The sequence below is a fragment of the Limnoraphis robusta BA-68 BA1 genome (assembly GCF_034932365.1).
Lineage (GTDB): Bacteria > Cyanobacteriota > Cyanobacteriia > Cyanobacteriales > Microcoleaceae > Capilliphycus > Capilliphycus robustus.
Map to the genome: position 1 here is coordinate 84,743 of NZ_JAYGHR010000001.1, position 17,095 is coordinate 101,837.

The 17,095-nt window shown below is 43.1% G+C and carries 11 protein-coding genes and 1 tRNA gene; 7 read left to right on the forward strand and 5 right to left on the reverse strand.

Translation table 11 applies throughout. The annotated features are described in order from the left end of the window. Nucleotides 1-5: 5 nt before the first annotated feature. A complete protein-coding gene (locus VB836_RS00410) occupies nucleotides 6-938 on the forward strand; it encodes a TIGR04168 family protein (protein WP_323217511.1) in 933 nt (310 codons plus the stop codon). A gap of 77 nt (nucleotides 939-1,015) precedes the next feature. Beyond that, nucleotides 1,016-1,103 (forward strand) — tRNA-Ser (locus tag VB836_RS00415). A 343-nt stretch (nucleotides 1,104-1,446) separates the two neighbouring features. On the opposite strand, the gene VB836_RS00420 is transcribed toward VB836_RS00415, so the two are convergent. Then, nucleotides 1,447-2,655, reverse strand: a complete 1,209-nt coding sequence (locus tag VB836_RS00420) for a site-specific integrase (protein ID WP_049558035.1) — start codon at nucleotides 2,653-2,655, stop codon at nucleotides 1,447-1,449. A gap of 226 nt (nucleotides 2,656-2,881) precedes the next feature. Further along, nucleotides 2,882-4,456, reverse strand: a complete 1,575-nt coding sequence (locus VB836_RS00425) for a tetratricopeptide repeat protein (RefSeq protein WP_323217512.1) — start codon at nucleotides 4,454-4,456, stop codon at nucleotides 2,882-2,884. Between the two features lie 150 nt (nucleotides 4,457-4,606). On the opposite strand from VB836_RS00425, the gene cofH reads away from it, so the two are divergent. The 3 genes from cofH to VB836_RS00440 all read left to right on the forward strand — a co-directional run bounded on the left by cofH (nucleotide 4,607) and on the right by VB836_RS00440 (nucleotide 9,059). Then, entirely contained in the window at nucleotides 4,607-5,764 is a 1,158-nt protein-coding gene (cofH, locus tag VB836_RS00430; protein ID WP_323217640.1) for a 7,8-didemethyl-8-hydroxy-5-deazariboflavin synthase subunit CofH, read from the forward strand. 245 nt (nucleotides 5,765-6,009) lie between these two features. After that, nucleotides 6,010-7,521 (forward strand): DUF2079 domain-containing protein, encoded by a 1,512-nt coding sequence (locus VB836_RS00435; protein ID WP_323217513.1) that lies wholly within the window; start codon nucleotides 6,010-6,012, stop codon nucleotides 7,519-7,521. Nucleotides 7,522-7,559: 38 nt separating this feature from the next. Then, complete coding sequence (locus VB836_RS00440; RefSeq protein ID WP_323217514.1) at nucleotides 7,560-9,059, forward strand: DUF2079 domain-containing protein; 1,500 nt, start codon at nucleotides 7,560-7,562, stop codon at nucleotides 9,057-9,059. A gap of 165 nt (nucleotides 9,060-9,224) precedes the next feature. Here VB836_RS00440 and VB836_RS00445 read toward each other — a convergent pair whose 3' ends face one another. From VB836_RS00445 to VB836_RS00455, 3 genes are all read right to left on the reverse strand, one after another. Continuing rightward, nucleotides 9,225-10,331 carry a glycosyltransferase family 4 protein gene (locus VB836_RS00445; protein WP_323217515.1) on the reverse strand — a complete coding sequence of 369 codons (1,107 nt, stop codon included), beginning with the start codon at nucleotides 10,329-10,331 and terminating at the stop codon, nucleotides 9,225-9,227. Nucleotides 10,332-11,319: 988 nt separating this feature from the next. Then, on the reverse strand, nucleotides 11,320-12,690 hold the full coding sequence (locus VB836_RS00450) for a glycosyltransferase family 4 protein (protein ID WP_323217516.1): 1,371 nt from the start codon (nucleotides 12,688-12,690) through the stop codon (nucleotides 11,320-11,322). Nucleotides 12,691-13,191: 501 nt separating this feature from the next. Next, complete coding sequence (locus VB836_RS00455) at nucleotides 13,192-13,674, reverse strand: CRR6 family NdhI maturation factor (protein WP_323217517.1); 483 nt, start codon at nucleotides 13,672-13,674, stop codon at nucleotides 13,192-13,194. A 222-nt stretch (nucleotides 13,675-13,896) separates the two neighbouring features. Between VB836_RS00455 and VB836_RS00460 the strand changes: the two genes are divergently transcribed. After that, the gene (locus VB836_RS00460; protein WP_046278095.1) at nucleotides 13,897-14,361 is read left to right on the forward strand and encodes a Fur family transcriptional regulator; all 465 of its coding nucleotides are present in this window, start codon (nucleotides 13,897-13,899) and stop codon (nucleotides 14,359-14,361) included. A 352-nt stretch (nucleotides 14,362-14,713) separates the two neighbouring features. After that, nucleotides 14,714-17,038 (forward strand): hypothetical protein, encoded by a 2,325-nt coding sequence (locus tag VB836_RS00465; RefSeq protein WP_323217518.1) that lies wholly within the window; start codon nucleotides 14,714-14,716, stop codon nucleotides 17,036-17,038. The last annotated feature ends 57 nt before the right edge of the window (nucleotides 17,039-17,095 follow it).

A 17,095-nucleotide genomic window follows, 5' to 3' on the forward strand; every position in this document is an offset into this window, starting at 1 on the left:
AAGAGATGAATCAAAATTGTAAGCAAAGCATTAAGATTGCTGTTGTCGGTGATGTACATGACCAATGGGAGGAAGAAGACGGGATCGCCCTCAAGCAGTTAGGCGTTGATTTAGTGCTGTTTGTGGGGGATTATGGTAACGAAGCGGTAGAAGTCGTCAGAGCGATCGCCGCCTTAGACCTCCCAAAAGCAGCCGTTTTCGGCAACCATGACGCCTGGTATACGATGACCAGTTGGGGACGCAAACATTGTCCCTACGACCCCGAAAAAGAAAACTGGGTACAACAACAAATGGATCTGTTGGGAGAAGCCCATGTCGGTTATGGAAAGCGAGATTTCCCCGAATTTGGGCTTACAGTGGTTGGTAGTCGTCCCTTTACTTGGGGCGGGCCAGAGTGGAGAGAGAGTCAATTCTATCAAGAATGGTTTGGGGTGAATAGTTTTGAAGACTCCACCCGTCGCATCGTAGAAGCCGCCCAAAGTTCAACCCAGAATACAGTGATTTTTTTAGGTCATACGGGGCCGACGGGGTTAGGAGAAGCAGCAGAAGACCCCTGCGGCAAAGATTGGAAACCGATAGGAGGAGATTACGGCGATCCGGATTTTGCCTCGGCGATCGCTCAAACTCGGGCTTTAGGAAAACAGATTCCCTTAGTTACCTTTGGTCATATGCACCATAATCTTCGCCATACCAAAACTCGTCTGCGGAAATGTGTTGAGGTGGGTTCGGAGGGGACGGTTTATCTAAATGCAGCGAGAGTGAACCGTATTGAGGACAGAGGAACCGATAAGCAACGCAACTTTTCTCTGGTCATATTAGAAGCAGGTCAGGTGTCTGAGGCGAAATTAGTTTGGGTGAACCCAGAGTTTCGCATCGCCGAAGAAGAAATTTTGTATCGCCAATCTCAGCCTGTTGTTGAAGCAGCATCTATGCTATAATCTTAAACTAGCTTTGAAATTAGAGGCAGTATTCGATCTCAAATCGCTGCCCTTTAGATCAAAACTAAATATTGACTGGAGAGGTGGCAGAGTGGTCGAATGCGCTCGACTTGAAATCGAGTAGGAGTTAATAGCTTCTCGTGGGTTCAAATCCCACCCTCTCCGTTTGACAGGGGTTACAGCCTGTCAAAACGAAAAACAGAATTCTACTCTATAGCTCTATAGAGTAAATTTATAGTGCGTTTATAGTGCAAACAAACTATATAACAAAAATTATGTTTAAAGTAATGGTTAAATGCGAAGATGAGGTGTTGGTATAAATCATAAAAACTGAATATGAAAAAATTGAAAACTGGCTTGATATTATAAGAAAATTAAGGAGAAGGGAGATATTATCAAGGGAAGAATTTCATAGTGATTCTTACTTAACTAAGGTTAGTTAAGACAAAAAAAGGCTTCTGTCTAAGAATAGAAGCCTTTTCTGATTATTCACACAATGTCAATTGTCTTATAGAGTAGGAACTGTTAACATTCTTACGTTGACACCCGCATAATGTTTGTGAATAATATTCACTGAGTTGCCAACTAATTTAGCCAAGTCTTTAACAGGCATTCCTGACTCAAGGCAAAGTGTGATGAATGTATGTCTGGTACAATACGGTTTGCGATAAGCTATATTTAACGCGGCTAAAGTAGGTCTCCAAATCTTAGGACGGAAATAACCAGACGGATTAACAGGACAACCCATGAGTGATGTAAACACTAAATTATCACTATTGGTTGCTTGTTTTTTCTGTTCAATTAAAATCTGCCTGAGCTGTTCATTAATTGGGAAAAGTCGTTTTTCCTCTGTTTTTAACCCTTGAACAGTGACACGTCCACCCTTACCGTCAACTATTTCTTTATTGAAGTTGATGTGTGTGCAATTAGGTGTGATATCATCCCAAGTTAACGCCCTAACCTCGCCAGGTCTCGCACCTGTATAAAAACAGAATGCGGTGTAACCGTAATAAATACAACCTTTACTATCTTGTTTAAGATAGTTTAAAATCCTATCCCTTTCTTTTGCTGTAAATGCCAAGTTAGTCCAGTTTTCATCGGTCTTTCTTTGTTTCGCTTCAAACTGTTTCTCTATTTCAGAAAAGGGTGATTTTTTGAGTTTTAATTTACCTAACTTAATCCCCCAGTCGAAACAGGCGTTAAGTTGAACTATCAACCGCTTACCCGTCCCGATTGTGAGGGTTTGACTCGCCCAATCAGCAATTTTTTGGGCGTAGCTAACGTCAGACACATCCAAGACGTTAATATCAAAGTAAGGTGATTTTTTGATGTGGGAAAGGTTAACCAAGTATCCGTTCTTATAAGTTCCTGGTCTAACCCTTCCCTTTTTTGACTCAGTATAATCGCTATAAAGACTACCCAAGCTGTAAACCTCGATAATGCTAGGTGGGTTTAATACCGCTACAGACTTGAGAACACGATAACGGTCTAATGTTGGGTCAACACGTTCATAGAGTATGTCAGACTCCAGTAGTGCTGCTTTAGCTAAAGCTACTTTTCTGTTCTCAGGATTATCAATTAAACCTAAGCTCAAAAAACTGCCAGGCTTACCTGACACAGACTTAGGAACGGTAAGCCTGAGTTTACCTCTTGAACTTGATACACCTACCTTACCCCGATACTTCCCCTGCTTTTGAGTAACTGAACTTGATGTCATCTCAAAACCTTCTAAAGCTACAGTACAGCATGATTATAGCCTATCTATAGTGCATTTATAGAGCAATTTCTGATTTTAAATTGACATGAATTTTATAATGCCTGCTCTATAAAGGTTACAGATTTTAATATGACTCGAGTTTAACTCGAGTGTGCCGAAAGGTACCGGGAGTTAAAATCTCCCCCTCTCCGTTCTTTTAGACAATACAACTTAAACACTAGAACCTTTATGGAGTCTGTTGACTTTGTTTTTGTTCAACAGACTCGATACTTTGACGAGCGGCTTGTTCTCCTTCGGTGTCTCCGGCTTCTTTCAGCAGCACTAACGCTTCGCGGAAACTATTAAGAGCTTGAGAATAGTCTCCCAAATTTTCGTACACTTCGCCAATATGATTCAGTGTTTTACCAATATCGGCTTTTTTGCCAACTTCCTGACGAATTTTTAAGGCTTGTTGGTAAGAAGCCAAAGCCTGAGAATAGTCACCCAAACCTTCATAAGCTTCTCCAATACTGTTGAGTGTTGCTCCGATTTTCGGTTTATTTTCTAGTTCTTGATACAAGGATAATGCTTGCTGATGGGTTTGTACCGCCTGTTGATATTGGCTTTGTTTGTAGTAGGCATTACCGAGTTGATCGAGAGCATTACCCAGTTTTTCACGATCTTCACCCGCTTTGGTGAGTTCAACAGCTTGCTGATAGGCTTTCAACGCATTCTCAGGTTGTTCAAGTGTTTCATAAATGGTACCCATCAAGCCATAAACCCTCGCCGCATTTTCTCTATCTTCGATGATTTCGAGTAAACCCACCGCTTGCTGAAGATGAACTAACGCCTGAGAATTATCTCCAAGTTGCTGATAGATATAACCCATATTACTCAACAATCGTCCAACCCCGGCTTGATCGCCAATTTTACGACGTAAAGCTAAAGCTTGCTGATAAACTCCAATAGCTTTCTCCGTGTCACCGCGACTAAAATAGAGTGCGCCCAAATTATTCAAGGTACGACTTTGATCGCGCAAATCTCCAACCTGTTCACGATAAGTTCTCGCTTCTTCATAATATTCGAGTGCTTGTTCAAATTCACCCTGACGAGTATAAACTGAAGCAATATTATGCAGAGATTCTCCAATATTTTCCGGATCTTGAATCGACTGAGCAATTTTCAAGGCATCTAGATGTAACTTTAAAGCCTCTGAGAGTTTATCTGTATTACTGTAGACAAACCCCAATAAATTCAAGCTGCGACTCACACCTCGATTGACTTCATTACTATTAGAACTTTGCTGACGGTAAAGCGCGAGAGCTTTTTGTATCGCTTTCTCAGCCTCTACATTATCGCCCATATTCGCATAAACATCACCCAAATAATTGAGCGTCGCTGCAACTTCTAGGGGATTATTTTGGCTTTGGCGAATTTCTAATACCTGTTTAAACGTTTCAAGGGATTCACTAAATAATCCCTGGCGAAATTGTTCGACTCCCTTTTCAAATAATTGTTCAGGATCAGACGCAGAATTATTGCGATCGCCAGGTTTCTCGGTCGAGTTTGGACTCTCTGGGGTAGCTTCTCTAGAAGCGGGAGAATTCCTCTGACTTGGAGAGTCTTCAGTCACTCGAGGAGAAGGCGTTTGGGCGAGAACCCTAGAACTTGAACCCTGATAAAAATCTAAGACAAAAATCAGAGTAAAAACCCAACTCAGACTCAAAAATTTAAACGTTAAAACCCGAAAACGTTTGTTAGCCTTCTGAGAATTAGAATGTAAATTCAACATCGGTTTCAAGGGATTGAAAAATGAGTGCATATTTTTAACTCAAAATCGAACACCAAAATCCTAATCATAATTTATACTACAAGCAGGTTTAGAGAAAGGGTTCACACCGGAATTGAAGTATGAGCTTTTTCTCCAAACCCGCCTCAGATGATGCAACTTCCTATAGATGTTGGCTTTTTCATGCTTACTCAAACCATTGATGCTATTTTAAACCGTGCTGTTGCCCGAGAGGATCTTTCAGTAACAGAAGCCGTGGTCTTACTCCAACAAACCGATCCTGCGATCATAACAATCATCCGGGAGATTAGCGACAAGTTACGCCATCAACAAGCAGGAGATACCGTCACCTACGTCATTAACCGCAATATCAACTTTACGAATATTTGTGAACAGCATTGTAATTTTTGTGCCTTTCGGCGAGATGAGGGAGAAGACGGTGCCTTTTGGTTAGATACTGCTCAAATTTTAGAAAAAACAACGGCAGCCGTTGAACGAGGGGCGACCGAAATTTGTATGCAGGGGGGACTCAACCTCAAGGCGAAAGTTAACGGTGCATCTCTGCCCTATTATCTCAAATTAATTGCAACCATTAAACAAACCTTCCCTCAGTTGCACCTTCACGCCTTCTCGCCCCAAGAAGTACAATTCATCGCCCGTGAAGACCATCTCCGCTATGATGTCGTTATTGGCGCCCTGCGAGATGCTGGAGTAGACTCCATGCCAGGAACCGCCGCAGAAGTTCTTGATGATCGCGTGCGTCGGGTGATTTGTCCCGAAAAAATTAACAGCGCGACTTGGCTAGAAATCGTTGAAACCGCCCATCGTTTAGGAGTTCCGACAACCAGTACAATTCTTTGTGGTCATATTGAAACCCCGCAACAGCAGATCGAACATTTGCAACAATTGCGATCGCTGCAACAAACCGCGATTGACCGCAATTATCCCGCCCGCATCACTGAATTTATCGCGTTGCCGTTTGTCGGTCAAGAAGCCCCCGCCTCACTCCGGCGACGAGTTGGACGCGATCAACCTGTGTTAAAGGATAGTTTACTACTCACCGCAGTCGCCCGTATTTTCCTCGGAAATTGGATTTTGAACCATCAACCCAGTTGGGTCAAACTCGGACTTGCAGGGGCGACAGAAGCCCTGAAATGGGGCTGTAATGATATTGGCGGTACACTCATGGAAGAACATATTACCACGATGGCCGGCGCCGTTGGTGGGACTTGTATGGAACCGGAAACCTTACAACAAGCGATTTCTTCCATCGGGCGCCCCTTTCAACAGCGAGATACCCTTTACAGTCATCAGTTATGCAGTGACCAGCTTTTACAGTGACCAGTGACCAGTGACCAGTGACCAGCTTTTACAGTTATCAGTTATCAGTTATCAGTTATCAGTGACCAGCTTTTGCAGTTATCAGTTATACAGTTCTCAATATTATCTGTTCACTGGTTACTGTTCACTGGTTACTGTTCACTGATTACTGGTCACTGTTCACTGTCTCCCTGTTTCCTCTGAGTCGTTAATCTTGTACGATCAATCGGACATTGCGCCGTAATTTACAGACGGATTGAACCTGAATGCAGATATCGCCTGAATCTTCTTCCTCAAAAAAACCTCAAAATTGGCTTCCTCCTTCACCTGTCATCTCGATGATCGTCAGTGCGATCGCCATTTTCTGGATTTGTAGTAGCCTGCGACACCTGCTGTTTCAATCCACTGGCTATGATTTGGGCATTTACGATCAAGTGATTTATTTGATCAGTCAAGGAAAGCCTGCGGTTTCCTCAATTTTGGGTTTTCATCACCTGGGAAATCATGGGGCATGGGCGGTGTATCCTCTAGGATTGTTATACAAAATCTATCCCAGTGTCTACCTGTTGCTGCTAGTTCAAGCGATCGTCCTGGCGTTAGGAATTTGGCCGACTTGGAGTTTAGCACGTCTGGCGGGGTTGAGTGAACGGTTATCGCTGGCGATCGCAGCAATATACATCCTCTATCCGGTTGTTTTTAATATTAACCTGTTTGACTTTCACCCTGAAGTCATGGCACTTCCCGCCCTTTTAGCCGCCGTTTTAGCGGCGAGGTTACAAAAAACTTTTGGGTTTTGTCTGGCGATCCTTTGGGTATTAGGATGTAAAGCGGTGTTGTCCTTAACGATAGTGGCGTTGGGGTTTTGGCTGTTAATCTTTGAAAAACGGCGAATTTGTGGGGCGATCGCACTGGGTTTAGGAATGGCTTGGTTTATCACAGTGACTCAGGTGATTATCCCTAACTTTAGTGGGCGAGAAGTCGAAGGGGTTTGGCGTTACACTTATTTAGGCGACTCGGTTTTAGAAATTCTCGTTAATCTTATATTGAAACCCGATTTAGTATTAGGACGATTGATTTCACTCTCAACCTTAGATTACCTCTATCAACTGTTTTTTCCCGTGATTTGGTGGCTATCTCCCCGTTATTTAACCTCTTTAATTCCCGCCCTTCCGACGATCGCGATTAATAGCTTATCTGATGTTTCCTTTCAACGGAGTCTCGCCTATCAATATTCTATTCCCATTCTTCCTTTTCTGTTGCTGACCGTTATTTCTAGCTTAGAACATCATGCTTCTAATCTCGGAACCCTGATCGCTAAAATCTGGAAAAAAATCAGAAAACCAGAAGATTTACAAGCCTCTGGAAGCTTCTTTTATTCTAGCAAACTCCCTCAATTGATTATCATCTGGTCATTCATTGTTTTCCTGATGTTTGGGAAATATGGTCGGTTTTGGATTTATTTTAATCGACTCGATACCTGGACAGCAACTCGAGAAGCCGTTACCCAAATTCAATCCCAAGGAAATCTGTTAACAGATAATCAACTCGCCCCTCATTTTACCCATCGTCCTGTCCTCAAATTGTTAAGTCAAGTTTCACCCGATTATAATTTAACTGAATTTGATTATATCATTTTAAATTTACGTCATCCTTGGCCGGATACAGCAGAAATCGGTGAAAATCTCGCCAACCAACTCACCCGCGATCCTCGGTTTCAGTCTCTTTATCAACGGGATGATGTGGTGGTGTTTCAACGGACAACAAATTCTCTCAATTAAACCTCCCTGAAAATGCAGAATTTCAATTTTCCGATGAGATGAAAAAGTTGCCATTTCCCCAAATAAAACGATGGAGATGGAGATCATTCAAACTACATCCTCTGGGTGGAATGATTGCGATCGCATCGATGATTTTCTTTTTTTGTAGTAGCTTACGTCATGCTTTATTTCAGTCTACTGCATTTGAACTTGGCATTTATGATCAAATTGTTTATCTGATCAGTCAGGGAAAACCCCCGATTTCTTCTTTCTTAGAAATTCATCATATGGGAAATCATGCGGCTTGGGTGATGTATATCATTGCTCTATTTTACCGCATTTATCCTTCTGTTCATTGGTTACTGTTTATTCAAGCTATTTCTCTGGCGTTAGGGGCTTGGCCAACTTGGGGACTAGCCCGACAAGCGGGGTTAAACCGATCTTTATCTTTAGCAATAGCGGGAGTCTATTTATTATATCCGGTTGTCTTTAATATTAATCTCTTTGATTTTCATCCCGAAGTGATGGCGTTACCTGTATTTTTAGCCGCTATTTTAGCCGCAAACTTAAATCAAATCGGTTGGTTTTGTATTGCGATCATCTGGATTTTAGGCTGTAAAGATGCTTTGGCTTTAACCGTTGCAGCGATGGGAAGTTGGCTATTTTTCTTTGAAAAAAAACGACTCTGTGGGGCGATCGCACTTGGGGCGGGAGTCGGTTGGTTTATCATTGTTATTCAAGGAATTATTCCCTATTTTAAAGCAGGTTTAGGCCCCGGTGGAGTTGGACGTTACACCTATTTAGGCAACTCCGTATTAGAAATTCTTATTAATATTATCATTAAACCTAGACTGGTTTTAGACCGTTTTTTTTCTTTAAAAACCCTTGAATATATCACCTTATTTTTCTCGCCTGTTGTTTGGTGGTTATCGCCCCGATATTTAACCCCTCTGATTAGTGCTTTACCTGCATTAACGAAGAATATTCTCTCAGAAATTGATGCCCAACGAGACTTAATTCATCAATATTCAATCCCGATTTTACCCTTTTTGATAGTCGCCATGATTTCCAGTTTAGCCCATTCAGAACAATATTTAGGCCAATGGGTTTTGAGTCTTTGGCATCGGCAAAACTTGACTTTAAAACTTGTACAACAAAAAAATATCTTACATAAATTAATTATTGTTTGGTCTTTAATCTCCTTTTTAAGTTTAGCAAAATTTGGTTATTTTTGGTCTATCTATCTCCAAGAAATCGATACTTGGAAAGCTAATCATCTAGCCACAAATCTTATTAAAACGACTCCAGGATCAGTCTTGACCACTGCTAATTTAGCCCCTCATCTTACCCATCGTCCGGTTGTGAAATTTACCAATGTTGATGCACCTCCAACCGATCTAATTCAATTTGATTATGTGCTTTTAAATGTTCGACATCCCGGTTGGAAAAGCAACTCAAAATTTGCCAAAAATCTTGTTTATAAACTACAAGAATTACCCCAATTTAAATTAAAATATTCTCAAGATGATGTCTATCTATTTGAAAAAATAAATCCTTAAAATTATTAATGAAAAATTAAAAATAGGTAGGGTGCATCCAAGCCATTACCATTGTTAGACCGGGAAAAGCTATGATGATTTGACACACCCTACTGATACTGAGAAATGATTTCCACGAACAAAAAAATCGGATAGTCAATACAGTTTCCTGTTTTTTCAACCGGATTAATAAGCTAAAATTAATTGTTTTTCCTGCTGTAAAGACATTAACTGTTGAGCAATACCGTCAACGTATTGTTCGCTGTTATATTGTTTTTGGACTAATTCATAACCTCGCTGGGCCTGGGCTTGGGCTTTTTCAGGATTATTCAGTAAATCAAGAATAGCTTGACGCATTCCTTGGGGATCTTTAGCTTGAACTCCTGTAATGATTCCAGCTTCAGCCAACTCTTCTGCTAAACCAGGAGTTCGGGTCATAATTACAGGACGCCCACAAGACATCGCTTCAAATAATGTCGTAAACCCAGCTTGATAGTTGTGAGGCTTGAGGCTAATTACAACAATGTCAGAATCTCGGTAGAGTTGACGTAAGTCTGCCCAATCATAAAATGCCCGTGACATATTTTTGGGCATGACTTCGGGGAAAGTATCTCCTAGCGCTTTGGCGTTGGGAGAAACGGCACAGATTTTGACATCTAGATCTAAATCTTGGGTAGCTTCTGCTAAAGAGCAGTAGTCTCGCTGTTCTAAACCGCCACTACCAATAATTGGACGCTTTTTATCGGCTGAAGCAGGGCCAGGGGTGAAAAACTGGCTATCGGTTTGTTCAGTGACCAGATAAACTCGTTCTGAAGGCAGCCCCAAGTAGTTTTGCAGGAAGTCAGCTTTGACCTTTGTATTGGTCATAAACAGGTCAATGCGATTTCCCAAGTTGAACAACTTGAGTGCCACACGGCTACGGGGGCGATCAGCATTGTGAACAAAAACAGCCATTTTAGGTCGGTTGACCTTCGCACCACAAACAGTGGCGATCGCAAAACCGGAATCTTCACCAATCGAAAAGATGATATCATTCTCATCGACTTGCTCAGACAAAGCACGAGCCATCGCCAAATGCTCAGGTTGACTACCGCCGATCACCTTTGATAACAAGCGATCTGCAACTGAGATGGGATATTGTCCTGGTTCGTGAATGGTTGCTCCCAGTTTTTCAGCCAGTGTCCACATGGTATGTCGAGGACATTTTCCCTCTTGAGCATTTTGGGCAAACTGCTCTAAATCGAAAGGTCTACTTAAAACAACATGATATTTCGGGCTTTTTTCAATCACCATTTGACAACTCAACTTTTGTTTTGATTAAGCCAAATAATAAAACTAATTTTGAGAGAAAAACAATCATTTTTTGTAAAGCTTATAAACTTGATTATAAAGCTTGTGTAAAATTGATAAAATCAGTCTCCGACTCAGTGACATATCCCTGTAGTCTGTAGGACAAAATTAGCCGATTTGGAAGTGTTCTAGCCTAAAATGGTCGAAATAAACTCGATTACGCAGTTAGATACTATCCAAACGGCTCTGTTTATTCATTAACTGATACTCGAATTGTGAAATTTTTATGACAAAGGATTAACGACTTTGATCGGAGGCTGTTGCGGTATTATTCAGCAGACAACGATGGTGACTGCTGTGAAAAATGGTCGGATAAAAGCTCAAGCTAATGCGAAAAAATCTTGACAAAAGTTCATAGATTTTTTCCCAGAGCAAAACTCATATAGCGCTACGCGCTAGGGAACAGGGAACAGTAAACTGTGAATAGGTTTCAGAATTTATAAGTGTTCTAACCTTTATGCGTACTGCTATATGAAATATTTAACAGAAGTTGTAGTCGCTTAGTTCTTGCCATCGCTCTAAAAATGTGTAGAATTAGATTATAGCGGGCCGGGTAATCAACCGCTCTAAAAACCCAGCCTAATGGCACTACGCTGAACCTTGGCAATTGAATCTCTGGGGTTCGACTTGATTGTTCTAGATCCGAATCTAGAAGTAGGTAAAAGATTCTATTGAGCTTGACGAGCAGTATTTTGGGAGTAATCCCAATCCAAGCCAACTTTGAAGGACTCTTCAACTACGGTGGGGCGCACCGAAAGTAACGCTTGGGGAGAGAACCACCTCTGGACTAGACGCTGCAAGGTATCTAATCTAAGTGGACTCGTTGAACGAAGAATTCTCTCGCCTAAAGGCAGAGGAGCGTCAAAAATTAATACCCCCTCTCCGACAAAAGAAAGGGGGCAAGCTGAGATCAAATCCTGTAACTAGCCTTTTATAAGTTTGATATTCTCTCGGTTCCTACAAAAGAGTGGAAGTTCTGATCAACTTGTTGAGACGGCAGAGCCGGGAGTTTTTTGGCTTTACGAAGTGTTTCTGAAAAAATCTCAACAATGCGATCGCATTTGGAGTGCCAGTCAAAATAGTCCTCTCGAACTCGTTGCTTGGCTGCCTCTCCCATTTGATCTCGAAGTTGAGGAGATTCAGCCAGACGGATCATCGCCTGGGCTAAACCCTTTGTAAACTCCTCTGGCGAACTGGGGTCTACGAGAACACCAGAGCGAGAGTCTACAATATAAGAAGGCCCTGCCCAATTCGTCGCGATCGTCGGTAATCCAATCGCCATTGCTTCCATGATCGCATTTCCACCTGCTTCCCGCAGAGAAGGCATCACAAACACATCACATTCACGTAGAAGTTGATTGACTTTGGCAGAGGGCTGCCATCCATGAAAACGGATTTGGTTTTGAAGACCTAACTCTTGAACTCGGTTCTCAAGCTGTTGTTGTAACTGACCATTACCGACTAACTCTAACACCGCGTTGCTGTTCTGATGAGCGACTTGTTGAAAAGCTTCGATCAGAAATTGAACGCCTTTCCAATCAACAAGCCGTCCAACATAGATAAACCGAACGGGTTGATCGGGCTGAGACTGACGGGATTCTCTCGGTGGCCATAGATCCAAATCTACACCGGACTCAATGAGTTGATAGATTTCCCCTTGACAAGCTTTTGGTAAAGCATCAGTAGTCTGTTGGTTAGCAACAATCAAAGCTGATGCTTTAATTTTTCCGGGAATTAACTGATGGAGAATCTCGGAGAAAGAGCGGCTAATATTGATGGAAAGACGGCTAATTTTTGAGTCCATGTACTGAAAAGCCGGAGGAAATTCTAACCCACCGGACAGGGGGCCGATAACCACAGGCACACCCATGTTATAGATGAAACTTAGTCCTTTGGGGGTGATCGGTGCTGGCTCAAAAACCAGATCCATGTTATGAACTTTAATCAGTTTCTTGGCTAACTTGCGGATGTGGTATTGGGTGATCGAATGGATGATTTGACCAAAGATCAAGTCTTGAATGCGGTAGGGAAACAGTTTGCCTATCCGCCAAACCAGAACCTGATACCAAGTATCATCGACAAAATGGATTTTTCGGAACTGTTCGGGATCTTCAGCAAACTCTTGACGAAGCTCTTCACGAACTCGCCCATGACAAACTGCTCGAACCTCAATATTGCGTTCTCGCAAAAGTCGTAAATAATAAAAACTTTTGCCCGCTTCGCCCCCCATTTTCCGAGAGATATTCTCAACGACCATCAGTACACGCATCGATTCTAAATCTTGGCTTTCAGTTCCATTCATAGCAATTTCAAACGTTTCTATTGGTGTGAATTTTCAGGTTGATATAGATTGAGTCAGTGAGCGACGAACTTAACCTAGAAATACAAAAAAAGACTTTTCAGCAAAATACTTTGTGAAACTTTTGGAGTACCTGAGACTCTTCCAAGTTCTGAAGAATACTCACCCAGTATAGAAAATACGGATAACTTTGTTTGAAACAGTAAGGTTCTCACTTAAAATACTGAATAAACACCCCTACTAAACTCATGCTACATCAAACCCACGAGATTGATGTAACTGACATTTGAGTGATCCTGATTAATTTTCAAGTGTTGCTGTTTCTAAAAATTGGGCCGTTGTGTTTTTCAACGTAGTAGATTCCCACTCTTACTTGATCATAGTCTAACAAAATCATAACCCAGCTAGATGACAAACGACAAGATCTATGTGATGCTTGCATCGACAGATTGCTCTTGAAGAGGAAATTTGTACCTTTGATCCAACCGGGAATCAATTTGAGTATTAACTTGCAGTGATCAACTCAAACAAGCCGTCATCCAAATCATACCCCAGCATTTGAGACATAGACTTGAGTCGGGAAATACTCGGAATTCCTTGCTGGGGGAGCCAATCTGCTAAAATAAAAATCTTACGCATTAAAAAAATTTCCAACGCTTCTGGGTTATACTGAATTCCCTCAGTGCGATGGAACTGGTGAGGAACAAGCATGGCGACATAACGAGCCAGTTCCCCCCCTTTCCAGTCAAGTAAAAAAGGCAACCAAGGATAACGAGCATCCAAGCGCACAAACCACAGTCGCACTTCTGGAACTTCAGACAGTTCGCGGGGGTCTTGAGGATCGCGAGGATAATCAATCTCAAAACACATCTGTTGCTCAGAAGCCGTGATCGCGCCTTGTTGGAATAACTGATCAATCGTGATTTGAGCAGGTGACAAGTCCAACTGATGTAGACATTCAGCATTAACCTTGATCGTGATTGTCATGTTTTGTCAACCTTTGTTGATACTGCACCGGATTTCCCCTTTTAGAATTGTAGGTAGCCGGGGTAAGGGATTTGATCCGTTCAAATTGTAGCCTGACTGGGGAGACTTTCTTTACTCAACCCGCTAAAATGCCTAAGATAAAATTGAAGTAGCAGTAAATTTGTATACATACGTTTTACAGCAGAGATAACAGGTCATTTTATAAAAATAGAGGCGTAAGAAGTGAAACCGATCCGTTCATTAGACGATGCACTCCATCGATGTCAGACCCAGGGAATGCGCCTGAGCCGTCAGCGTCGCTTTATCCTGGAACTCCTCTGGGAAGCCCAGGAACACCTCTCAGCTCGTGAAATTTACGATAGACTCAATCAACAGGGGAAAGCGATCGGTCATACCTCGGTGTACCAAAACTTAGAAGCGCTCTCCCGTGAGAATATTATTGAGTGTATTGAACGATCTGAGGGTCGCCTGTACGGACACATCAGTGATTCTCACTCCCATGTGAATTGTTTGGATACCGAGCGAATTATCGATGTTCATATTGAACTGCCCGCTTCAGTGATTGAGCAAGTCGAACAACAAACCGGAATTAAAATCACCGATTATCGCATAGACTTTTTTGGCTACAGTTCATCAGAATCAGTCCATACTGCGGAAAATACCGACTCAACCCCCAAAGCATCTTGATAGAAGCTAAACTCTCTGTACAACACCCAAGAATTCGACCGTTTGACGAGGGGACGTAGGATGGCTAATATGTGTAAAGCTTAAAAAAACTCGATAACATTTTATTGGAAAATCAGCCAAAGTTGTAAAACCGGGCTTAAAACTGTATAAAATCACAGCAGATTCGGTCAGCAATTCCCCACAAACGGAAAAAGCCGAACTGAACAGAAGCAAACCGCTAGAGTGAACCCAAGGTCTGGTCTGCACTCAAAGTTCAAACAGCTTCGGGTCAAGGTTCAACTCATGGCGAACTCGATTCCCGCCGATAGGGAGAGGCAAAACCCAGAATGAATCTAAGGAAAATGGTGAAGTCATGACGACACCCAAAATTAACCCATCTAGCAGCTTAAGTAGCCCCGAAGACAACGCTGTTCCTCAAACCTCAACACCGAAGTTAGAGGCAGAAACAGCCACAATGACCGTCACGCCAACAAAGCACTCACTGAAGTTGCCCAAAGGCTTTTGGGGGTGGCAACTCCTTTGGCTGACGGTTCTGCTTGGGTTTGGAACAATGGGAGCCGGCGCCTTGCTGTGGCTGTTGATTACTCCACCTCCGCCAAATTGTGAAGAAATCTCACCCATATCTCCAGATGGAGATCGGCTCTATTGTGCAGACCAGGGCGCTAAGTCGGGAGAACTCGAAAAAATTCAAGCCGCCTTTAACTTGATCGAAAGTTGGCCAGAGACTCATCCCCTTCAGCCTCAAGCCCAGAAAATGATGGAGCAATGGGCAAAGCTACTGATCGCCTTAGCTGACCAAAAAATTGACGAAGGTAACTTGCAGGGGGCGATCGACTTAATTAGCATTGTCCCTAAAACAAGCCCCGCCTACTCGACTGTAGAAAGTGCGATCACCGGATGGCAAAATGACTGGGATGAAGGGCAACAACTCTACAAAAAAGCGATCGCCGCTTTAAAACAACAAAACTGGGCGCAAGCTTTCAGCCACATCCAGTCTCTCACCAAACTCAACAATGCTCACTGGCGAGAAAAACGCTTCAACGAGCTAGTGGATCGGATGTCGATCGAAAGACAAGGCGATAAGCGACTGCAAGAAGCTCGCGAGATTGCCAAACAAGACAGCCCCAGTAGCTTAGAAGAAGCCATTGATCTAGCTCATCGGGTAGACTCCAAACTATACATCTACTCAGTGGCTCAACAAGAGGTGAAAAACTGGAGCCAGAGATTAGTTGATCTAGCCACACAGGAGTTGAAAGCTAAAAATCGCTCGAATGTCATCAGTATTGCCCAACGAGTTCCTGAATATTCTCCGCTCTATCAAGATGCCCAAAACTTGATGCTGTTGGCGACGGTTCAAGATGTTTCCTTAAATCAAGCCAGCAGTAAGCCCTTCCTGGAAAAGTTGGTCGTACTGTTAGAAGGAAAAGCGGCTGTGGAGAAGGGGAGCATTAAGCAAGCTCTTTATCAAGAAGCCAACATTCCCCCCGATCAACTCGGCGGACAAATTCAAGATCTGATCGATCTACAACTGGCTAATGCGATCGCCAAAATTGGTCATCCCTTTGCTTTGCAATTGGCGATGGATCAAGCTCAAACCCTCAGTCCAAACCGACCTCGACGGATACACGCTCAAACCTTAGTCGCCCACTGGCGCAAAGAAATCGAACGCATTGAAGACCGACCTCATATCGTTCTGGCGCGTAAATTAGCAGAACAAGAAGACGCCAATGGGTTTAGAGCCGCAGTTAAGCAAGCCACTCAAGTGGCACTGGGTCGTCCCTTGCGAGTCGAAGCTCAAACTCTGATCGCGGAGTGGACAAAACGGATTGAAATTATCGAAGATCAACCGATCTTCAATGAAGCTCTGGCTTTAGCCAAAGCAGGAAACTTGAGTGCGGCGATTGATAAAGCTTCTGGAATTGCTTCAGGTCGCGCTCTCCACAGTCAAGCCCGTGACAAAATTAACGAATGGGTGACAGAAGTTCAAATTGCTGAGGATCGCCCCCTGCTTGACAAAGCCTACGGTTTAGCGGATAAAGGCAGCTTGAGTTCAGCCATTTCAGAAGCGTCTCGAATTCGCTATGGTCGCGCCCTCTACTATGAAGCCCAAAATGCGATCGCCCGTTGGGTTGAAGAACGGGATGCTTACTGGGCGGCTCAACAACCTCGACGTTCTGAGCCAACGAGTTCTAGGAGTTCTTCTAGTTCTTCACAAAGCAGCTATTCTAGCTCTGGCAGCAGTTCTTCGAGTTCTTCGTCGAGTGGATACTCCAGTGGTTCGAGTTCAACGAGTGGATATTCGGACTACTCGGGTGGTTATTCTTCTGGCTCGAGCAGTGGATACTCGGGGGGTTATTCCGGCTCAACGAGTGGATATTCAGATAGCTCTTCGGGTGGCTATTCTTCTGGCTCTAGCGGATACTCAGGGGGTTACTCCAGTGGGGGCTATTCTAGTGGTTATTCCAGCGATTATTCAGGTAGTTCTTCGGGCTATTCAGATAGCTATTCGGGTGGCTATTCCGGTGGTTCGAGTGGATACTCCTCATCCGATAGCGTCGCACCCGCTCCGGCTGCGGCGTCGGGAGGTTACGAAGCCCCTGCTGCGGCTCCTGAAGCTCCGGCTGCTGCGCCCACTGAAAGTTATAGTCCTCCAGATGCTAACTTATTTTTGGAGTAGTACAGTTCGTCTAAAAGCATCTAATGGTAAAGTCTGAAGTAGCGGAATTCAGACCTT

What these genes read in the sequence shown, in the direction of transcription:
- VB836_RS00420 (WP_049558035.1), bottom strand. Translation starts at nt 2,655, where the DNA reads ATGACATCAAGTTCAGTTACTCAAAAGCAGGGGAAGTATCGGGGTAAG.
- VB836_RS00425 (WP_323217512.1), bottom strand. Translation starts at nt 4,456, where the DNA reads ATGCACTCATTTTTCAATCCCTTGAAACCGATGTTGAATTTACATTCT.
- VB836_RS00465 (WP_323217518.1), top strand. Translation starts at nt 14,714, where the DNA reads ATGACGACACCCAAAATTAACCCATCTAGCAGCTTAAGTAGCCCCGAA.
- VB836_RS00455 (WP_323217517.1), bottom strand. Translation starts at nt 13,674, where the DNA reads ATGACAATCACGATCAAGGTTAATGCTGAATGTCTACATCAGTTGGAC.
- VB836_RS00410 (WP_323217511.1), top strand. Translation starts at nt 6, where the DNA reads ATGAATCAAAATTGTAAGCAAAGCATTAAGATTGCTGTTGTCGGTGAT.
- VB836_RS00450 (WP_323217516.1), bottom strand. Translation starts at nt 12,690, where the DNA reads ATGAATGGAACTGAAAGCCAAGATTTAGAATCGATGCGTGTACTGATG.
- cofH (WP_323217640.1), top strand. Translation starts at nt 4,607, where the DNA reads ATGCTTACTCAAACCATTGATGCTATTTTAAACCGTGCTGTTGCCCGA.
- VB836_RS00435 (WP_323217513.1), top strand. Translation starts at nt 6,010, where the DNA reads ATGCAGATATCGCCTGAATCTTCTTCCTCAAAAAAACCTCAAAATTGG.
- VB836_RS00445 (WP_323217515.1), bottom strand. Translation starts at nt 10,331, where the DNA reads ATGGTGATTGAAAAAAGCCCGAAATATCATGTTGTTTTAAGTAGACCT.
- VB836_RS00440 (WP_323217514.1), top strand. Translation starts at nt 7,560, where the DNA reads ATGAAAAAGTTGCCATTTCCCCAAATAAAACGATGGAGATGGAGATCA.